An 18,109-nucleotide genomic window follows, 5' to 3' on the forward strand; every position below is an offset into this window, starting at 1 on the left:
GACCGACGGCGCCGCGGCGTGGCCACCGCCGGCGGGGCGCGGGGCCAGGTCGGGCGGGGCAGCGCCTCCGCCGGCCGAGGCCCGCAGGCCCGAAGCGGGCGGCGCGGCGTCGCCGCCCGACGAGGGCGCGAGGCCGCCCCGGCGCGTACGTTCACGGCGCCAGTCGGAGTCCTCCGCGCTGAGGGCGGCGCCGTTCGGCGCGTCGTCGTAGCCCGCGGACTCCGAGGACCACTCCTCCTCGGGCGGCGCCTCTGACTCCAGCGAGGCCCAGTACCCGTCGCCGTCGTCCTTCGGTGCGGCCTTGACCCGCTCGGCCGCGAGCTTCGCCAGCGGGGTGAGCGCCGCGCGCTCGTCCGGCGCGAGCTCGCGCCAGCCGGCGCGCAGCTCTTCCAGCAGCGGGGCACCCGCGGCGGGGTTGGCGAACACGGCGGCGAGAAGGTCGAGTGCGCGTTTCACGACAGGGCTTTCAGGGCTGACTCAAGGACGGTGGCAGGGGGTTGGGCGGCGTCGAGGACGATGAACCGGTCGGGGTCCGCGGCGGCGAGCTCGTCATAGGTCTGAGCGACCCGCGCGAAGAACTCGCCCCCCGCCTGTTCGAGCCGGTCAGCCTCGCGACCGGCGATCCGCGCCAGGCCCTGCGACGGCTCGATCCGCAACAGCAGCGTGCGGTCGGGCCGCAGCCCCCCGGTCCCGAACAAGTTCAGCGCCCGGATCTCCTCGACGCCCAACCCCCGGCCCCCGCCCTGGTAGGCGAGCGAGGAGTCCACGAAGCGGTCCAACAGCACGGTCGCGCCCTCATCGAGCAGCGGCCGCAGCTTCTCGGCCACGAGCTGCGCCCGCGCCGCGGCGTACAGCAGCGCCTCCGCCCGCGGGTCGACCGAGAGCGACGGATCGGCGACGAGCGCCCGGATCCGCTCGGACAGCTCGACCCCTCCGGGCTCGCGCAGGACGACCGCGCCGAGCGAGCGGGCGAGGCCCGAGATCAGCGTCGTCTTGCCGGCGCCGTCGAGGCCCTCGACCGTGATCAGCATCGCGATGGAGTCTGACAACCCGGGCGGCCGTCTCGGCGTGCGAAAGTGGCGCGTTGGCACTCGGATGGGGCGCGAGCGTCGACTTTCTCACCCACAGCGCGAGAAAGTCGACGCTCGCGAGACGGCGGGGCTGCCCGGCGACGAGGGGGCCGCCTGCGTGCCGCCTAGGATCAGATCACCGTGCTCGCCCTCGACGCCCACCCCCACGCCCGCGCCGTCCTCGGCGCGGCGCTCAAGGACGAGCCCGCACACGCCTATCTGCTCCACGGACCCGCCGGGTCCGGGAAGCGCGAAGCGGCCCGGGTGTTCGCCGGCGAGCTGCTCGCCCGCGGGGCGAAGGACCCGGAGAACGTCAAGACGCGGGCGGCCCACGGCTCGCACCCCGACCTCACGTGGGTGACGCCCAGCGGCGCGCACGAGATGCTGCGGCGCGACGTGGGTGAGGCGGTCGTGGCCGCCGCGGCGCACACGCCGTTCGAGGCGCGGCACCGGATCTTCGTGCTCGAGCGGGCGGACGTGATGAACGACGAGGCCGCGAACGCGCTCCTGAAGACGCTGGAGGAGCCGCCGTCGTACGTGGTGCTGATCCTGCTCACCGACCGTCTGACGCAGGTGCTGCCGACGATCGCGAGCCGCTGCCAGGCCGTGCGCTTCGACCCGCCCCGGCCCGGTCAGCTCGCGCAACGACTGCAATCCCAGGGCGTGCCGCCCACGACCGCCGAAGCCGCCGCGCGGCTGAGCCTCGGGGACGCGAACAAGGCGCTCGCGCTCGCGCTCGGCGACGGCCCGGCGCTCAGAGCCGCCGCCGAGAGCCTCGCCCGCGCGCCGATCAAGGGCACGACCGGCTCAGAGCGGCCCTGGCGCGCCGTGCTCGACCGCGCCAAGCAGCGCGGCCAGAGCGCGAAGGAGGAGATCGAGCGCGCGCTCGTCGAGGAGCTGCAGTACCTGCCCAAGAAGGAGCACAAACGGCGCGAGACCGAGTTCACCGAGCGCGCCCGCCGGGCGGACCGCCGGGCCGCCACGCAGGCGCTCGACCACGCGCTGCAGCTCACCGGGCTCTGGTATCGCGACCTGACGTGTGTCGCCGCGGGCGTGCCCGAACTGGCCTTTCACAGCGACCGCACAGAAGCGCTCCAAGAAGATGCCGGCCGCGACCCCGTCGCCCTGCGCAAGGCGATGGAGCTGGTCGACGACACCCGCGCCCGCCTGATCCTCAACGTCAGCGAGGAGCTGGCGTGCGAGGCGCTCGCGTACCGCCTGGAAGAGACGCTCTCGGGGTAGAGCGCACTCCGTGAGCCACGGCCCGCCCTGGCAGAAGCTCCGCGCGCTCCCCGTGATCGGGAAGGCCGCCGACTGGGGCATGGGCGCGCACGCGGTCTCGAAGCACACCCAGCAGGCCGCGGCGCGGATCGAGGGCGTGAAGGTCACCGAGAGCGTCTGCCCCTACTGCGCGGTGGGCTGCGGCCAGGTCGTCTACACCAAGGGCGGCAAGCTGCTCGACATCGAGGGCAACCCGCGCTCCCCGATCAACCAGGGCACGCTGTGCCCGAAGGGATCGGCCTCGAGACAGCTCGTCCAGAGCCCCGGCCGCCTCACCAAGGTCAAATACCGCCGCCCCGGCGGCACCGCCTGGGAGGAACTCGACCTCGACACGGCGATGGACATGATCGCCGAGCGCGTCATCAACGCCCGCGAAGACGGCTGGCAGGACACCAACCACGAGGGCTGGCGCACGGACCGCACGCTCGGCTTCGCCCACCTCGGCGGCGCGACCCTCGACAACGAGGAGAACTACCTCATCAAGAAGGCGTTCTCGGCCATGGGCGCGGTGCAGATCGAGAACCAGGCGCGCATATGACACTCCTCCACGGTCCCCGGTCTGGGGACCACGGTCGGTCGTGGCGGCGCCACCACATACCTGCAGGACCTCCAGCACTCCGACTGCATCCTGATCATCGGCTCCTCGATGGCCGAGGCGCACCCGGTCGGCTTCCGCTGGGCGATGAAGGCGCGTGAGAACGGCGCACCGCTGATCCATGTCGACCCGCGCTTCTCCCGCACCAGCGCGATGGCCGACCTGCACGTCCCGATCCGCGCGGGCTCGGACATCGCCTTCATCGGCGGCCTGATCAACCACCTGCTGCAGACCGAGACGTACTTCAAGGAGTACGTGCTCGCCTACACGAACGCCTCCACGCTGATCAACGAAGCGTTCGAGGACACCGAGGACCTGGGCGGGTTCTTCAGCGGCTTCGACGCAGACGAAGGCAGCTACGACCCGAGCACCTGGTCCTACGAGGGCGGCGAGACCGCCGCGGCGTCCGGCCGGCGCGAGCACTCGACGCAGTCGTTCGAGGCGCGGACCGGCGCGGGGATGATGAGCGGCGACGTCGAGCGCGACGAGACGCTCCAGCACCCGCGCTGCGTCATCAACGTCCTCAAGCGCCACTTCGAGCGCTACACGCCCGAGATGGTCGAACGCATCTGCGGCATCGGCCCCGAGCAGTTCCAGCAGGTGGCGGACCTGCTGGTCGAGCATTCGGGTCGCGAGCGCACCTCCGCGCTGTGTTACGCCGTGGGGTGGACGCAGCACACGGCCGGCGCCCAGATGATCCGCGCCGGCGCGATCCTGCAGTTGCTGCTCGGGAACATCGGCCGCCCCGGCGGCGGCGTCCTCGCCCTCCGCGGCCACGCGTCGATCCAGGGCTCGACCGACATCCCGACGCTCTACGACCTGCTCCCCGGCTACCTGCACATGCCGCACGCGCGAGAGGGCGAGCTCGACCTCGAGACGTACTGCGACAGCGGCGGCGACGCGACCGGGTGGTGGTCGAACCTCCCGAAGTACGCGGTCTCGTTGCTGAAGGCCTGGTTCGGCGACGCGGCGACGGCCGACAACGACTACGGCTTCGAGTCGCTGCCGAAGATCACCGGCAACCACTCGACCTTCCCGACGATGCTGCGCGCGCTCGACGGCGGCCTGGACGGCCTGTTCCTGATGGGCCAGAACCCGGCGGTCGGGTCGATGCACGCGGGGTTGCAGCGGCGCGCGCTGGCGAGCACGAAATGGGTCGTGGTCCGCGACCTGGTCGAGGTCGAGTCGGCCTCGTTCTGGTACGACTCGCCGGAGGTCCGCGACGGCGAGCTGAAGACCGAGGAGATCCAGACCGAGGTCTTCCTGATGCCGGCCGCCAGCCACGTCGAGAAGGCGGGCACGTTCACGAACACGCAGCGGCTGATCCAGTTCCGCGACAAGGCGCTCGAGCCGCCCGGCGACGCCCGCTCCGAGCTGTGGTTCATGTACCACCTCTTCAAGCGCGTCCAGGCCCACTACGCCGCTTCGACGGCCAAGCGCGACTGGCCGATCGTGAACCTCCGCTGGGACTACGCGGAACTCGGTCAACAGCGCGAGCCCGACGTCGAGGACGTGATGCGCGAGATCAACGGCTACGAGACCGCCACCGGCAGGCTCGTGTCCGGCTTCGAGGAGCTCGAGGACGACGGCTCGACGGCCTGCGGCTGCTGGATCTACTCGGGGGTCTTCGCCGGCAACGTCAACCAGGCCCAGCGCCGCGACCCCGGGGACGTGAGCAAGCCCGGCGGCAGCGTCTCACCCGAGTGGGCGTGGGCGTGGCCGGCCAACCGCCGCATCCTCTACTCGCGCGCCAGCGCCGACCCGCAGGGCAAGCCCTGGTCGGAGCGCAAGAAGTACATCTGGTGGGACCAAGCCGAAGCGCAGTGGACGGGCTATGACGTGCCGGACTTCCCGGCGGACAAGGCCCCGGACTACGTGCCGCCGCCGGATGCCCAGGGCATGGACGCGATCGGCGGCGCCGATCCGTTCATCATGATGGAGGACGGTCGGGCCTGGCTCTATGCCCCGAGCGGCCTGCTCGACGGCCCGATGCCGACCCACTACGAGCCGATCGAGTCTCCGGTCGACAACTTCCTGTACCCGGAGATCCACACCAATCCGGCCGCACTGCGCTGGACGCGCAAGGACAACCCGGCGGCGTCACCGGGGGACCCGCGTTACCCCCACGTCGCCACGACCTTCCGGCTGACCGAGCATCACACCGCGGGCGGGATGTCGCGCTGGCTGCCGTGGCTGGCGGAGCTACAACCGGTGATGTTCGCCGAGATCGACCCGATCCTGGCGGCCAAGGAGGGCATCGAGCACGGCGGCTGGATGACGATCACCTCACCGCGCGGTGAGATCGCCGCCCGCGCGTGCGTGACGCCGCGCATGCGGCCGCTGAAGATCGACCGCGCGCTGATCCACCAGATCGGCCTGCCCTGGCACTGGGGCACCGGCGGTCCGCTGCCCGGCGACGCGGCCAACGACCTGATCCTGCTCTCCGGCGACCCGAACACCTCGATCCACGAGTCCAAGGCGTTCGTGGTCAACGTGCGCGCGGGGAACACCAGCACCGGCACGCGCAAGCTCGCCGGCATCCGCGACACGCCGCCCGGCGTGGCGCCCAACCGCGACCACCCCGCGGAGGTCACCGGGCATGAGTGAGCTCGAGCTGTCGATCGTCAAACCCGGCGCCCAGCGCATGGGCTTCTTCACCGACACGACGGTCTGCATCGGCTGCAAGGCGTGCGAGGTGGCCTGCAAGCAGTGGAACGACCTACCCGCCGACGGCCCGGACACCCGCAGCGCCGATTCCTACGACAACACGGGCGCGCTCGGCGCGACCACGTGGCGCCACGTGCGCTTCGTCGAGGTCGGCGACAGCCTCGTCGACTGGACGATCCAGAACGCCGTCGACGACTTCAGCAACTGGGTCTTCATGTCCGACGTGTGCAAGCACTGCACGAACGCGGGCTGCATGGACGCGTGTCCCACGGGCGCCCTGATCCGCAGCGAGTTCGGCACCGTCGTCCTGCAGCCGGATGTCTGTAACGGCTGCGGGTACTGCATTCCGTCGTGTCCGTTCGGCGTCGTCGCCCGCGACCACGACGACGGCCGCGCCGCCAAGTGCACGCTCTGTTACGACCGGCTCGAGGACGGCCTGGAGCCCGCCTGCGCCAAGGCCTGCCCCACGGACTCGATCCAGTTCGGCGCCTACGACGACCTGGTGCAAGTCGCCGAACGGCGCGTCGCCGCCCTGCACGAGCGCGGGATCGAGGACGCCTACCTCTACGGCGCGGGCGACCCACCCGAGACCTCCCTGGCGGGCGGGCTGGGAGCGTTCTTCCTGCTCACCGAGCCGCCCGAGCGCTATGCCCTGCCGGCCAACGCCGAGTCGCCGATCCAGGAGAACGTCGTGCCCGCAACGCTGGCCGCGGTCGGCGCGGGGCTGCTGGCGGCGGCGGGCGTCGCGGCGGCGTTCCTGAGGGCGCGGCGATGAGCGAAGAGCGCGACATGACGCCTGCGAGCGGCGAGGCCGGCGGCCCGGACTTCGGGAGCAAGACCGGCCGGCCCGTCCCGCTGGCGAGCGACGACTGGAGCGACGCGCGCTGGTCGTACCTCTACAAGGACGACACGGACTACGCCGCCCGCGAGGTGCCCGAAACGGTGGCGGAGGCCGCGGTGCGCGCCCGGACCGGCCCGCTCGGCGACGTCGCGCCGGGAATGATGCACGCGCCGGTCTGGACGTGGGAGGTGCCGCTGTACTTCTGGACCGGCGGGATGGCGTCCGGCTCCGCGTTCGTGGCGCTTGCCTGCGACCTCGCGGGCGATCACCGCTCCGCCCGCATCGCACGGCTCGTCTCGCTGGGCGCGCTCGCCGCGTCCCCGCCGCTGCTGATGCTGGACCTCGGCCGGCCGGAACGCTTCTACAACATGCTCCGCATCTTCAAAACCCGCTCGCCGATGAGCATGGGCGCGTGGTGCCTGACCGTGTTCGGCAACCTGATCGCCGGCGCGGTGGGCGCCGATCTGCTGGGGCGAGAGAGGACGGCGCGCACGCTCGGCGCCGCGACCGCGGTGGCCGGTGGCTACCTCGGCTCCTACACGGGCGTCCTGCTGGCGAGCACCGCCGTGCCGCTGTGGGCGCGCTCGCGGCTCTACCTCGGCCCGATCTTCGTCTGCACCGCCACGGGCACCGGCGGGGCCGCGACCCAGCTCGTGCTCGCCGCGAGCGGGGTCGAGTCCGATCACCCGACCCGGATCGCGCTGCGCCAGGTGCAGGCGGGCGCGATGACCGCGGAGCTCGTGCTCTCGCTGGTCAACGAACGCCGCCTCGGCCGGCACGCCGCGCCACTGCATCACTCGCGCAAGATGAAGTGGGCCAAGCGCCTCGTGCACGCCGGTCTCGGCCTGCAGGCGGTGCGCGCGCGGACCGGGCGCTCCGAGGCCGGCCACGCGGCCTCCGTGCTCTATCTCGCGGCCGGCCTGCTCTTCCGCTACGCCTGGGTCGAGGCCGGCCCGATCTCCGCCCGCGATGATCGCGCGGTGGCGGAGATGGCGCGCTCTCACACCGTGTGAGCGCGGTGCGAGCGGCGTGCGAGCGCCGCCGCCGATGCTGCCGGCATGCAATACGCAATCGAAGCCCGCGGCCTGCGCAAGCGCTTCGGGACGACCCAGGCGCTGGACGGGGTCGATCTCGCCGTACGCACGGGCACCGTGCACGGCGTGCTCGGCCCCAACGGCGCCGGTAAGACCACCGCGGTCCGCATCCTCGCGACGCTCCTGAAGGCCGACGAGGGCTCCGCGATCGTCGCGGGCCACGACGTCGCGCAGGAGCCCGCGCGCGTCCGCGAGCAGATCGGCCTTACCGGCCAGTACGCGAGCGTCGACGAGCTGCTGACCGGCCGCCAGAACCTCGAGCTGATCGGCGCGCTGCTCGACCTCAACCGCAAGACGCGCAAGTCGCGCGCGGGCGAGCTGCTCGCGTGGTTCGACCTCTCCGACGCCGCCGACCGCCCCGCGAAGACCTACTCCGGCGGCATGCGCCGGCGCCTGGACCTCGCGGCAAGCCTCGTCGGCCGCCCCGGGATCGTCTTCCTGGACGAGCCCACGACCGGGCTGGACCCCGCCAAGCGCGAGGACATGTGGGGCGTCGTGCGCAACCTCGTCGCCGACGGCTCGACCGTCCTGCTGACCACGCAGTACCTCGAGGAGGCCGACGCGCTCGCCGACGAGATCACCGTCATCGACCAGGGCCGCGTGATCGCCAACGACACGCCCGACGGCCTCAAGCACATCGTCGGCGGGCAGACGCTGATGGTGCGCCCGGCCGACGCCACCCGCCTGGACGAGGTCGAGGCGATCATCACCGGCATCGCGCAGGCGCCGGTCGACCGCCCCAACCGCGGGACGGTCTCCGTGCCCGTGACCGGCGACGCGGCGCTGGCCGAGGCCGTCTACCGCCTCAACGACGCCGGCATCGCCGTCACCGAGCTCTCGCTGATGCTGCCCAGCCTCGACCAGGTCTTCTTCTCCCTGACCGGCCGCCACACCGAGGCGGCCGCCGAGCCCGAGGAAGTGCTCGCATGATCCGCCTCGCCCGCCATTCCGCCGCGCTGGCCAAGCGCAACCTGATCGGCGTCTACCGCAACCCGGAGGCGCTGCTGGACGTGACGCTCCAGCCGATCATCTTCATCCTGCTCTTCACCTACGTCTTCGGCGGCGCGATCGCCGGCGGCTCGCAGCACGACTACCTGCAGTTCATGCTCCCCGGCATCATCGCCCAGACGATCGCCTTCGGCGGCGTCGCGATCGGCGTCAATCTCAACTCGGACATCGAGAAGGGCGTCTTCGACCGTTTCAAGTCGCTGCCCATCTCGCGCGCCGCGCCACTCGTCGGCGCCGTGCTCGGCGACGTCGTGCGTTACGTGCTGCTGATCGCGATCACGCTCGGCTTCGGCTACGTGATCGGCTTCCGCGCCCAGACCGACGTCCTGCACGTGCTCGCCGGGTCCGCGCTGGCGGTCGGCTTCGCGCTCTGCCTGTGCTGGGTCTCCGTCTACATCGGCATGCTCGCCCGCACGCCCGGCTCCGTCCAGGGCATCCTGTTCCTCGCGCTGTTCCCGCTGACGTTCGGCGCCAGCACGTTCGTCCCGGTCGACACGCTGCCGGACTGGCTGCAGACCTTCACGAAGGTCAACCCGCTCACCCACCTCGTGGACAGCCTGCGCGGGCTCCTGCTCGGCGGCGTCGAGGCCTCAGACGTCCTCTGGACGATCGGCTGGATGGGCGCCCTGCTGGCGGTCTTCGTCCCGCTCGCGCTCCGCGCCTACAGCCGGCGCGCATGATGCGAGGCGGGCGATGGCGGCGTCGCGGCCCAGGCCGCGACCCCGCTCGAAGGCCGCCTCGTGACCGGCGATCGCCGCATAGAGCGGCGCCAGCTCCGGGTTGGACCGGTCTTCCGCCCCGCGCAGCGCGGCGCAGGCGCCGAGCTGCTCGGCGGCGTCCTCGACGCGTCCGGACTTCAGGGAGAGTTCCACCGACGTGGAACCCACGATGGCGACGATCGGCATATCGGTCGTCGCCACCGCCAGTCCGATGGCCTCGTCGATGACCCCGGCGGCGCCCTGGAGGTCGTCGTCGGCCAGCGCGAGCCGGGCGATCATCGCCTGGGTGAACGCGCGGGCGTGCTCCTGGTCGGGGCGCGCGCTGGGGAGCCCGCCGACCCGCTCGCGCAGACCGTCGACGATCTCGCGGGCGCGCTCGATGTTCCCGGCCAGCATCTCGATCCGCGCGAGGGTCGCGCGTACGATCACGGCCTCCTCGCGACGCAGGTCGGCCTCGGCCACGACGTGCTCGACGTGCTCGCGGGCCGCGTCGAGGTTGCCGCGGCGGATGTTGATCTCGGCCAGCCGCAACCAGAGCAGCGACGCGGTGTCCTGGCTGGCGAGCGTGTCCAGCAGCTCCGTCGCTTCGTCCAGCACGGTCTCGGCGCCGTCAAGGTCGTCGGCGAGCATCAGGCAGCTCGACAAGGACGAGAGGGTCATCCCGAGCGCCCAGTTGTCGCCGATCTCACGGAACTGGGCCATCGCCTGCTCGAGGTCGGCGCGCATGTGCTCCTGATCGCCGCCGTTCTCGGCCACGTGCGCGCGGACCAGCATCCCCGCCGCTCGCGTCCACGGATCCGGATGCTCCAGCGTCTCGGCCAGACGGGTCTCGGCGATGTCGTCCGCACCCGAGAACAGCGCCAGGATCACGCGGGCGAGCGCGAGCAGCGGACGCCCGTCACCCTCGCTCTCGACCCGCTCGGCCAGCGCTTTCAGCTGCTCGGCGTCCTCTTTCCCGCCGGTCGCGGCCGCGATCATCATCAGGATGCCCTCGCCGATCAGCAGGTCGATCGGGTCGGCCTCGCCGGGGATGTCCACCGCGAACCGCACCCAGGTCTGCGCCTCGTCCTGCGCGCCGGTGAGCATCCAGAACCACAGCATCGCGACCACCAGCTGCAGCGCGCGGCGGCGGTCGCCGGAATCGCCGAGCCAGCGCAGCGCGGCGATCAGGTCATCGTGCTCGATCTTGAGCTGCTGGAAGGCGTCGTACTGCTCGTGCGTGCGCAGCGTGGGTTCGGCGGCGATCGCCACCTGCGCGAAGTAGCGCGCGTGCCGCGTGCGGGTCTCGGCGACCTCGCCCGCCTCCTCGAGCTTCTCGATCCCGTACTCGCGGATCGTCTCGAGCATCCGGTAGCGGTCGCCGACCACCTGCAGCAGGGACTTGTCGACCAGGGAGAGAAGACCGTCGAGCACGTCCGGGTCGTCCGTGACGGCCGCCGCGGACTCCTCGGTGGCGCCGGCGTTGAACACCGCAAGCTGGCGGGCGAGCGCGCGCTCGTGCTCCTCCAGCAGGCCCCAGCTCCAGTCGACCACGGCGCGCAAGGTGCGATGGCGGGGGAGGCCGGCGCGGCTGCCGCCGGTCAGCAGGCGGAAGCGGTCGTCGAGGCGGGCGGCGAGCTGCTCGATCGGCATCGTGCGCAGGCGCGCCGCGGCCAGCTCGATCGCCAGCGGCAGCCCGTCGAGCCGGCGGCAGATCTCGGCCACCAGCTCCTCGTCGAGCTCGGTGCCGGGCGAGGCGGCCTGGGCGCGGTCCTTGAACAGGCGGATCGCGTCGTCGCCCAGCGGCGGGATCGGAATCAGGTTCTCGCCGGCGATCGCCAGCGGCTCGCGGCTGGTGGCGACGATCCGCAGCTCGGGGCAGTCGGCCAGCAAGCGGTCGGCGAGCTTGGCCGCGCCGCCGATCAGGTGCTCGCAGTTGTCGAGGAAGAGGATCGTCTGGCGTGATTCGAGGGTGTCGAGCAGGCGCTCGAGGCCGTCGCGCGCGGGCATGTCGCGGCGCTCGAGCACCGCGGCCTCTCTCAGGCCGAGCGCGGCCAGCGTGGCCGGGACGATCTCCACCTCGGCGGTCACCGGGGCCAGCTCGACCATCCACACGCCGTCGTGGACCTTGTCGACCCACGGCATCAGCGCCTCGTTCGCCAGCCGCGTCTTGCCCGCGCCGCCCGGGCCGACGAGGGTCACCAGCCGCGACTGAGTGAGCAGCCTGCCGATGTGCTCGACCTCCTCGTCGCGGCCGACGAAGCTCGTCACCTGGGCGCGCAGGTTGCTGCGCCGGCCCTTCGGCTTGGCCGGCGTGTCGCCCTTGAGGACCGCGAGGTGCGCGGCCTGCAGGTCGGGCGAGGGCGCGGCGCCGAGCTCGTCGGCGAGCCGCGTACGGACCCGTTCGTAGGCGGCGAGCGCGTCGGCCTGCCGGCCGGCCGCGTAGAGCGCCGCGATGTGGCGCGCCGCGAGCTTCTCGTGCAGCGGGTGGTCGGCCAGCGCCGCCTCGAGCTCGGCGACGACGGTCGCCCCGTGGCCGAGCGCGAGCTCGGCCTCGGCGCGGTTGACCAGCGCGGCCAGGCGCTGATCCTCCAGCTGCGCGGCGGCGGCGAGCAGTGGCTGGCTGGTGAGGTCGGCGAGCGCCGGCCCGCGCCAGAGGCCGAGCGCCTCGCGCAGGGTCGCCGCCGCGTGCTCCGGGTCGCCGTTGCGCAGCGCGCCGGCGCCGGTCGCGGCGAGCTCCTCGAAGCGATGCGCGTCGACGCCGTCGGCGGTCAGCCGGTACCCGCCGGGAGCGGGCGCGATCGCCTCGGCGTCGCCCAGCGCGCGCCGCGCTCGTGAGATGAGCGACTGCAGCGCGTGCTGCTGATCGGAGGGCAGCTCGTCGTCCCAGACGGCGTCGACGAGGGCGCCGACCGTGACCGGTTTGCCGCCGGCGAGGGCGAGCCGCGCGACGAGCGCGCGGAGCCGCCCGCCCGAGAGCTCCACTGGGGCGCCGTCGCGCTCGATCTGCAGCGCACCGAGGATGCCGATGCGCACGCTCACCGCGCGAGCGGCCCCAGGTTCGGTTCCAGGCCGTACAGAGAGAACCCGCGGAAGCGGTTGAAGAGCTCGTGGCCGGGGCCGTGGAAGTCAGAGGAGCCGGTGGTGATCAAGCCGCTGTCGTACAGCGTACGCGCCTGCTCCGCAGTGTGGGTGGGATAGAAGGCCTCGACGCCGTCGATCCCGTCGCCCGCGAACTCGCGCAGCATCGGCACCGGGTCGGTCACGTCCCAGTACGGGTGCGCCCAGACGGCGAACCCGCCCGCCGCGTGGATGACGTCGATCGCCTGCTTGACGGTCGGCCGTGACCGCCGGACGTACCCGGGAGCGCCCGGGACGAGGTAGGCGGGAAAGAGGGCGTTCTTGCCATCGATCCCCTCTTCGCGCAACCGGTTCGCGTTCGCCGGATTGGTGAGGATCGCGTCCGCGAGGTGCGGCCGCCCCGGCGCCTCGTGGTGCTTGAACCCGCCGTCGTCGAGCACGAAGCCGAGCTCGCGCAGCCGGTCGGCCATGGCGAAGATGCGGCGCACCCGGTCCGCCCGGAAGTCGTGCAGCGCGTCGAGCAGCGCGCTGTCGGTGTGGTCGAGGTCGTAGCCGAGGATGTGGAGGTCCTCGTAGGCGTCATACACGGCTGACAACTCGGCGGCCGGGGTCAGTTGGATGTTGTTAGCACGGGCCGCGGCGAGGGCCTCCGGCACGCCGTCCACCGTGTCGTGGTCGGTCAGCGCAAGCAGCGTCACACCGGCGTTCGCGGCGCGTTCGACGACGCCGGCGGGCGCGAGCGCGCCGTCGGAATGCGTCGAATGCGACTGCAGGTCGAACGTGGGCGCGGTTTGTCCGGTGGGCATTGGCGGGAAGCCTTCCATCAACCCCATCCAAGCAGCGATAGGAGGTATCCGATGACCACCGGCGCCATTATCGCCATCGTCGTCGTGGCCCTGATCGTGATCGCGCTTCTTGCGTTCATGTTGCCCCGCATGCGGGCCAAGGCCCAGGTCCAGAAGCGCGAACGTGAGCTTCAAACCCGCCGTGATCGTGCGGCTGAGGAACAGCGTGCGGAAGCCACAGCACGCGAGCGACAAGCCAGCGAGGCCGAGCAGAGGGCCCGGATCGCTCAGAAGGAAGCCGAGGCCGAGCGCGCCCAGGCGTCTCTGCACGAGGAGCGCGCCGGGCTGCATGAGCGCGGCATGGCCGATCACGAGCTGATCGACGACTCCGAGCGCGAGCGCTTCGAAGGTACGTCCGCGATGAATGGTCGCCACGACCGTGACGGCGACGGCGACGGCGTCGACGACCGCGACGAGCCGACCGCGGGCACGATCGACGACGAGCGCCCCGCGAGCGATCGCCCGGCCCGCTTCGAGCGCGACGAGGTCGAGGTCCAGGAAGAACGCCGGCGCGACACGCCGACGACGCGGTACTAGACCGGCAGGTGCGAGGGCGCTGTTGACTCCAGCAGCGCCCGCGCCTCCTCGGGGGTGAGCGTCGGGGCGATGTGGAAGCCCTGCGCGAACTCGCAGCCGAGCACCTTCAGGTAGTCGAGCTGCTCGCGCTTCTCCACCCCGCCCGCGATCACCTCGAGCCCGAGGTTGTGCGCCAGCCCGACCACGGCGCGCACGATCTCGAACGCGCCCGCGTCGTGGCCGATCCCGGCCACCAGCGCGGGTGAGATCTTGATCGCGTCGCCCGGGAAGCGGTGCAGTAGCCGCAGCGGCGACGCGCCCGTCCCGAAGTGGTCGATGTGGGTGCGCACGCCGAGCTCCTCCAGCGCGCGATCGAGCACGTGGCGGGTGGCGTCCTCCGCGCGCCCGCCCGAGAGGTCGTGCTCGGAGACCTCCAGCCGCAGCGCCCGCGGGTCCAGCCCCGTCTCCTCCAGCGTCTCGCGCAGGTGCGCGATGAAATCGGGCTCCGCCAGCGAGCGTCCGCTGACGTTGACGCCCAAGGTGAGGCCCGCTCCACGCGGCAGCTCGCGCCAGCCCGCGAGCTGCGCACACGCGGCCCTCATCACCTGGCGACCGAGCGGGACGGCCAGCCCCGTCTCCTCGGCCATGTCCAGGACCTCCGCCGGCTCGCCATGCGGCCAGCGCCCGAGCGCCTCGAAGCCGACGATGCGGCCCGTCGCGGCCTGCACGATCGGCTGGTAGCCGACCTCCAGCGAGCCGCTCTCGATCGCGCTGCGAAGTTCGTGTTCGAGATTGAGCCGGCGCATGACCTGCTCGTGCATCTCGGCGTCGAAGACCGCATGCCGGCCCTTGCCGTCGGCCTTGGCGCGGTACATCGCGACGTCGGCATCGCGCATCACCTGCTGCGGGTGCGAGCGGGCGGTCGCCAGCGCGATGCCGATGCTCGCACCGATGAACAGCTCGCGCCCGTCGAGCAGGAACGGCGCCTGCAGCGAGTGCAGGACGCGCTCCGCGATGATCGTCGCCTCGCGCACCTCGCACACGTCGTCGAGCAGCAGCGTGAACTCGTCGCCGGAGAGCCGCGCGACGGTGTCGTTGGGCCGCAGCGCCGCCTCGAGCCGGCTCGCCACCGCCTTGAGCAGTTGATCGCCGGTGGCGTGGCCCATCGAGTCGTTGATGACCTTGAAGCGGTCCAGGTCGAGGAACAGCACGGCGGCGCAGCACTCGGGGTGATAGCGCAACGCGCGCCGGATCGACTGATCCAGACGGTCGACGAACAGGACGCGGTTGGGCAGGCCGGTGAGCGCGTCGTGGAGCGCGTCGTGCTGCAGCCGGCGCTCGGCCTCGCAGCGATCCGTCACGTCGGTGAGCGCGCCGACGATCCGCGTCGCCTTCAGCGTCTGCGGATCGCGCACCGCGGTCGCGCGCGCCAGCATCCAGCGGTAGGAGCCGTCGCGATGCTGCACCCGGTGCTCGAACGCGAAGTTCTCGTGCGAGGGCTGGGCGACATACGCGTCCAGCGCCTGGGTGAGCGACGCGCGCGCGTCGGCGTGGACGCGGCCGAGCCACTCGCCGCGGGCCGTTCCCACCTCGTACTCCCGGTAGCCCAGCATCTGCTTCCAGCGCGGTGAGTAGAACACGGTGCCGGCGGTGACGTCCCAGTCCCAGACGCCGTCGTTGGCGCCCTTGAGCGCCAGCAGGTTGCGCTCCTCGGACGCGACCAGCCGCTGCACGGTCTTCTGGTGGATGATCGCGTAGCGGATCGCGTGCTCGAGGCGGTCGGCGGACAAGCCGGGCACGAGCAGGAAGTCGGCGATGCCGGCGTTCGCGGCCTCCACGTCCGCCGCGCGATCGGCCTGGTGGCTGAGCACGATCACCGGGATGTGCGGGGCGGCCTGCACCAGCAGCTGCGCGAGCCGGAGCCCGTCCGTTCCCGGCGGGTCGATCTCGCGGTCGACCAGGACGACGTCGTAGGCGCGCTCGCGGATGGCGTTGAGCGCGCGCTCGGGCGTCGAGACGTGCTCGACCTGCTCGGCGCGCAGGAGCGCACGCACGGGTGCGTGGCGCGCGTCGTCGGCCGAGACCGCGAGCACGAGCACCGCTACGCGGCCTCTTGCCCGGGCGGCAGCTCTGCGGTCTCGAGCCAGTACGCGGTGAAGACCTTCATCAGCCGCACGAGCGCGAGGAACGTGACCGGCTTGACGATGTAGGTGTTCGCGCCGGCCTCGTAGGCGGCCTCGACCGCTTCGGGGTCGTCGTCGGCCCCGAGCGCGACCACGGGGACGCGCTTCGTGCTCGGATTCTGCTTGAGCGCGCGGATCAGTTCGTGCCCGGCGGGCGTGCCGGGCAGATTCGCGTCGATGACGATCAGCGACGGCGTGGGCGCCAGGGCGCCCTCCGTCGCATTCGCCCGCTTGAGGTACGCGAGCAGCTCGGTTCCATCCGCGACCGTCCGCAGGTCGGTCGCGGTCCGGCCTTCGAGAAGTGCGTCACGCGCCATCGACCGGTAGTCCTCGTTCGCATCCGCGAACAGCACCGTCGGCAACATCGGCACCCGCGACCGCTGGAAGCGATCGCTCATGCGCGCCCCCTGCAGTCCCGGGGGCGGAGGACCATCCTTGGCCACCGCATCAAAACAACTCCTCGACGTACTTCTGGCCGTGGGACTCCAAGCCCCTCGGCAGGTTGTGAAAGTCGACGATAGGCGCCGCGGTTGGGCGCAACAATGTGGGGGCCCGAACTTCGGCGGATGTACGAGTTTTCGAGTCTGTGCTTGCGGTGAGGGCGCTACTGCACCGTTGGGGGGTTGCCGCACTTCGCCGGGTCGAGCTCAGGAGGCGCACAGGTGGTTCTGGGCCGCCATTTCGCGGCGATCTGGGCGTCGAAGGCGGCGATCGCTTGTTCCTGCGCGTCGCTGGCGAGCACCTCCCATGCCGACGCGTTCTGCTGCTCGATCGGGAGCGGCTGCGGTGGCCCGATGAAGCGGACGCGGAACACGTCCGTGCCATAGCGGAGGTACTTGCCCGTGGGTGCCTTGAAGATCGCGCGGTCGAGCCCGCGCGGATCGATCTCTCCGGGTCTGACGGCGATCTTCCCGCCTTCAGCGTTGGTGTACCTGCGGGTCGCCGCCGCGAACGTCAGCCCGCGCTTGAGTGCCCGCAGCGCGGCCTCGGCCGTGTGGCGGTCGCGGGTGCGCAGGAGCGAGAGGTACCGCCGCTCCGGCTCGAACTTGGGGTGCGACTGCACGTACGCGTCGATCTGCGGCTGCGTGACGCTCTGCGCCGCCGCCTGGCCGACGGGCGCGTGCAGAGCGGCGTTGATCAGATTGATCCGGGCCTCGTAGATCCGGTCCTGCCTGGTCAGGCCATCGTGCGGATCGCGCGTCGCGTCCTTGGCGTCCGCGTCGCTCACGACGACCCCGCGCTCCTGGGCCTCGCCCTCCGCCCACGCGGCCGAGATCAGGAAACTGACGCCGCCGGCGGGCCCCCAGCGGGCCGCCTCATCGTCGCCGATCGCCTTGCTGAACCCGGGCCCGGCGACGGTCACCGCCACTGCGAACTTCGCAAGTCGACGCAACACGACCCCAAAGGTACCCCGGCCTTCGCTACCCTGCCCGCTGCGCCGACGTAGCTCAGCTGGTAGAGCACTTCACTCGTAATGAAGGGGTCAGCGGTTCGAGTCCGCTCGTCGGCTCCTCTCGAAAGCCCCCGCACTAGCGGGGGTTTTCGTGCAACTGGGGGCGCGTTGGTGAAGGGTTCGCGTCCGATTCTGGGGGCGTTCTGGGGGCACACGCCTCCCAGATAGCCGGTCTCCGGCTAGCTCGTCGAGCCGCTCGACAGCCGGCCGAGGCGCTGCGAAGCACGAGCGCAGTGCGCGGCCCGCTACTCGAGCACGTCGTCCGCGCGTTGGTCGAAGAAGGCGCGCTCGACCGGGTGCTTACGGCGGCCCAGAAGAGTGGCGCGCGCCCGCGAACCGCCGAACCGCCGGTCGGGGATGACGGGCCTGGGCGCCCAAACTCGGGCTCCTCGAGCACCGTGTGAGCAGCCTCTATAGGTCGAGAACCCGCCTGGCAGCGCAGGTCACTGCCCGATTTCGGGCAAACTTCTCGCGTTTCGCACCGTGGTTTCGTACATTGCTGCGCGATGGCTTCGGATCTCGAGGATCTCGTGGGGCACCTGCACCGGACCGCCGGGCTGGATCCGGGAACGGCTCGGCGCGTGGTCGAGGAGGTTCTCGCCTGGCATCGAGAGGACCTGGAGACGTTCGTTCGCCGCCGCCATCGGGAGCTGCAGGGCGAGGGCGTCGCCAACCCCGAGGCGTTCGAGCGCCTGGCGGGTGAGCTGCGCCGGCGGCGGGTACTGCCGCCCGAGCTGAGCGTCCGGCAGATCCGCAGAGTCATCTACGGCTGAGAAC

Annotated in this window: 14 protein-coding genes, 1 tRNA gene and 1 pseudogene; 9 read left to right on the forward strand and 7 right to left on the reverse strand. The window is 71.7% G+C overall.

All coding sequences use genetic code 11. From position 1 onward, the window contains the following. A pseudogene (locus OM076_RS29300) lies at positions 1–456 on the reverse strand (hypothetical protein); the annotation flags it as partial. Continuing rightward, complete coding sequence (tmk, locus tag OM076_RS29305) at positions 453–1,031, reverse strand: dTMP kinase (protein ID WP_270043677.1); 579 nt, start codon at positions 1,029–1,031, stop codon at positions 453–455. The gene tmk and the pseudogene OM076_RS29300, both read right to left, overlap by 4 nt. 180 nt (positions 1,032–1,211) lie before the next feature. On the opposite strand from tmk, the gene OM076_RS29310 reads away from it, so the two are divergent. Genes OM076_RS29310 through OM076_RS29335 form a run of 6 tightly spaced genes read left to right on the forward strand, consistent with a single transcriptional unit; the run spans position 1,212 to position 9,236 of the window. Next, on the forward strand, positions 1,212–2,312 hold the full coding sequence (locus OM076_RS29310) for a DNA polymerase III subunit (protein WP_270043678.1): 1,101 nt from the start codon (positions 1,212–1,214) through the stop codon (positions 2,310–2,312). 10 nt (positions 2,313–2,322) lie between these two features. After that, the gene (gene fdh, locus OM076_RS29315; protein WP_372518092.1) at positions 2,323–5,553 is read left to right on the forward strand and encodes a formate dehydrogenase; all 3,231 of its coding nucleotides are present in this window, start codon (positions 2,323–2,325) and stop codon (positions 5,551–5,553) included. Further along, on the forward strand, positions 5,546–6,388 hold the full coding sequence (locus tag OM076_RS29320) for a 4Fe-4S dicluster domain-containing protein (protein ID WP_270043679.1): 843 nt from the start codon (positions 5,546–5,548) through the stop codon (positions 6,386–6,388). Before fdh ends, OM076_RS29320 begins: the two co-directional genes overlap by 8 nt. Beyond that, complete coding sequence (nrfD, locus tag OM076_RS29325; protein WP_270043680.1) at positions 6,385–7,467, forward strand: NrfD/PsrC family molybdoenzyme membrane anchor subunit; 1,083 nt, start codon at positions 6,385–6,387, stop codon at positions 7,465–7,467. Before OM076_RS29320 ends, nrfD begins: the two co-directional genes overlap by 4 nt. 45 nt (positions 7,468–7,512) lie before the next feature. Beyond that, entirely contained in the window at positions 7,513–8,478 is a 966-nt protein-coding gene (locus tag OM076_RS29330; protein ID WP_270043681.1) for an ATP-binding cassette domain-containing protein, read from the forward strand. Beyond that, a complete protein-coding gene (locus OM076_RS29335) occupies positions 8,475–9,236 on the forward strand; it encodes an ABC transporter permease (RefSeq protein WP_270043682.1) in 762 nt (253 codons plus the stop codon). Before OM076_RS29330 ends, OM076_RS29335 begins: the two co-directional genes overlap by 4 nt. On the opposite strand, the gene OM076_RS29340 is transcribed toward OM076_RS29335, so the two are convergent. After that, complete coding sequence (locus OM076_RS29340; protein WP_270043683.1) at positions 9,147–12,296, reverse strand: ATP-binding protein; 3,150 nt, start codon at positions 12,294–12,296, stop codon at positions 9,147–9,149. The genes OM076_RS29335 and OM076_RS29340 overlap by 90 nt on opposite strands. Then, entirely contained in the window at positions 12,293–13,141 is an 849-nt protein-coding gene (locus tag OM076_RS29345) for a PHP domain-containing protein (RefSeq protein WP_270043684.1), read from the reverse strand. The genes OM076_RS29340 and OM076_RS29345 overlap by 4 nt, the downstream gene beginning before the upstream one ends. 51 nt (positions 13,142–13,192) lie before the next feature. Here OM076_RS29345 and OM076_RS29350 point away from each other — a divergent pair, with 51 nt between their 5' ends. Further along, the gene (locus OM076_RS29350; protein ID WP_270043685.1) at positions 13,193–13,717 is read left to right on the forward strand and encodes a hypothetical protein; all 525 of its coding nucleotides are present in this window, start codon (positions 13,193–13,195) and stop codon (positions 13,715–13,717) included. On the opposite strand, the gene OM076_RS29355 is transcribed toward OM076_RS29350, so the two are convergent. The 3 genes from OM076_RS29355 to OM076_RS29365 form a co-directional block, all read right to left on the reverse strand. After that, positions 13,714–15,795, reverse strand: a complete 2,082-nt coding sequence (locus OM076_RS29355; RefSeq protein ID WP_270043686.1) for a putative bifunctional diguanylate cyclase/phosphodiesterase — start codon at positions 15,793–15,795, stop codon at positions 13,714–13,716. The two genes, OM076_RS29350 and OM076_RS29355, sit on opposite strands and share 4 nt — an antisense overlap. Positions 15,796–15,797: 2 nt before the next feature. After that, entirely contained in the window at positions 15,798–16,277 is a 480-nt protein-coding gene (locus OM076_RS29360; protein ID WP_270043687.1) for a response regulator, read from the reverse strand. A gap of 206 nt (positions 16,278–16,483) precedes the next feature. Beyond that, positions 16,484–17,275: a peptidylprolyl isomerase gene (locus OM076_RS29365; RefSeq protein WP_270043688.1), complete on the reverse strand. Its 792-nt coding sequence runs from the start codon at positions 17,273–17,275 to the stop codon at positions 16,484–16,486. A 41-nt stretch (positions 17,276–17,316) separates the two neighbouring features. Here OM076_RS29365 and OM076_RS29370 point away from each other — a divergent pair. Then, positions 17,317–17,389, forward strand: a tRNA-Thr gene (locus OM076_RS29370). A gap of 449 nt (positions 17,390–17,838) precedes the next feature. Further along, the gene (locus OM076_RS29375) at positions 17,839–18,105 is read left to right on the forward strand and encodes a hypothetical protein (RefSeq protein ID WP_270043689.1); all 267 of its coding nucleotides are present in this window, start codon (positions 17,839–17,841) and stop codon (positions 18,103–18,105) included. Positions 18,106–18,109 lie beyond the last annotated feature (4 nt).

Source organism: Solirubrobacter ginsenosidimutans, assembly GCF_027587205.1.

Bases quoted from the DNA above. Each gene is read 5' to 3' on its own strand.
- OM076_RS29335 (WP_270043682.1), top strand. From the start codon at position 8,475: ATGATCCGCCTCGCCCGCCATTCCGCCGCGCTGGCCAAGCGCAACCTG.
- tmk (WP_270043677.1), bottom strand. From the start codon at position 1,031: ATGCTGATCACGGTCGAGGGCCTCGACGGCGCCGGCAAGACGACGCTG.
- OM076_RS29375 (WP_270043689.1), top strand. From the start codon at position 17,839: ATGGCTTCGGATCTCGAGGATCTCGTGGGGCACCTGCACCGGACCGCC.
- OM076_RS29350 (WP_270043685.1), top strand. From the start codon at position 13,193: ATGACCACCGGCGCCATTATCGCCATCGTCGTCGTGGCCCTGATCGTG.
- OM076_RS29320 (WP_270043679.1), top strand. From the start codon at position 5,546: ATGAGTGAGCTCGAGCTGTCGATCGTCAAACCCGGCGCCCAGCGCATG.
- OM076_RS29345 (WP_270043684.1), bottom strand. From the start codon at position 13,141: ATGCCCACCGGACAAACCGCGCCCACGTTCGACCTGCAGTCGCATTCG.
- OM076_RS29330 (WP_270043681.1), top strand. From the start codon at position 7,513: ATGCAATACGCAATCGAAGCCCGCGGCCTGCGCAAGCGCTTCGGGACG.
- nrfD (WP_270043680.1), top strand. From the start codon at position 6,385: ATGAGCGAAGAGCGCGACATGACGCCTGCGAGCGGCGAGGCCGGCGGC.
- OM076_RS29360 (WP_270043687.1), bottom strand. From the start codon at position 16,277: ATGAGCGATCGCTTCCAGCGGTCGCGGGTGCCGATGTTGCCGACGGTG.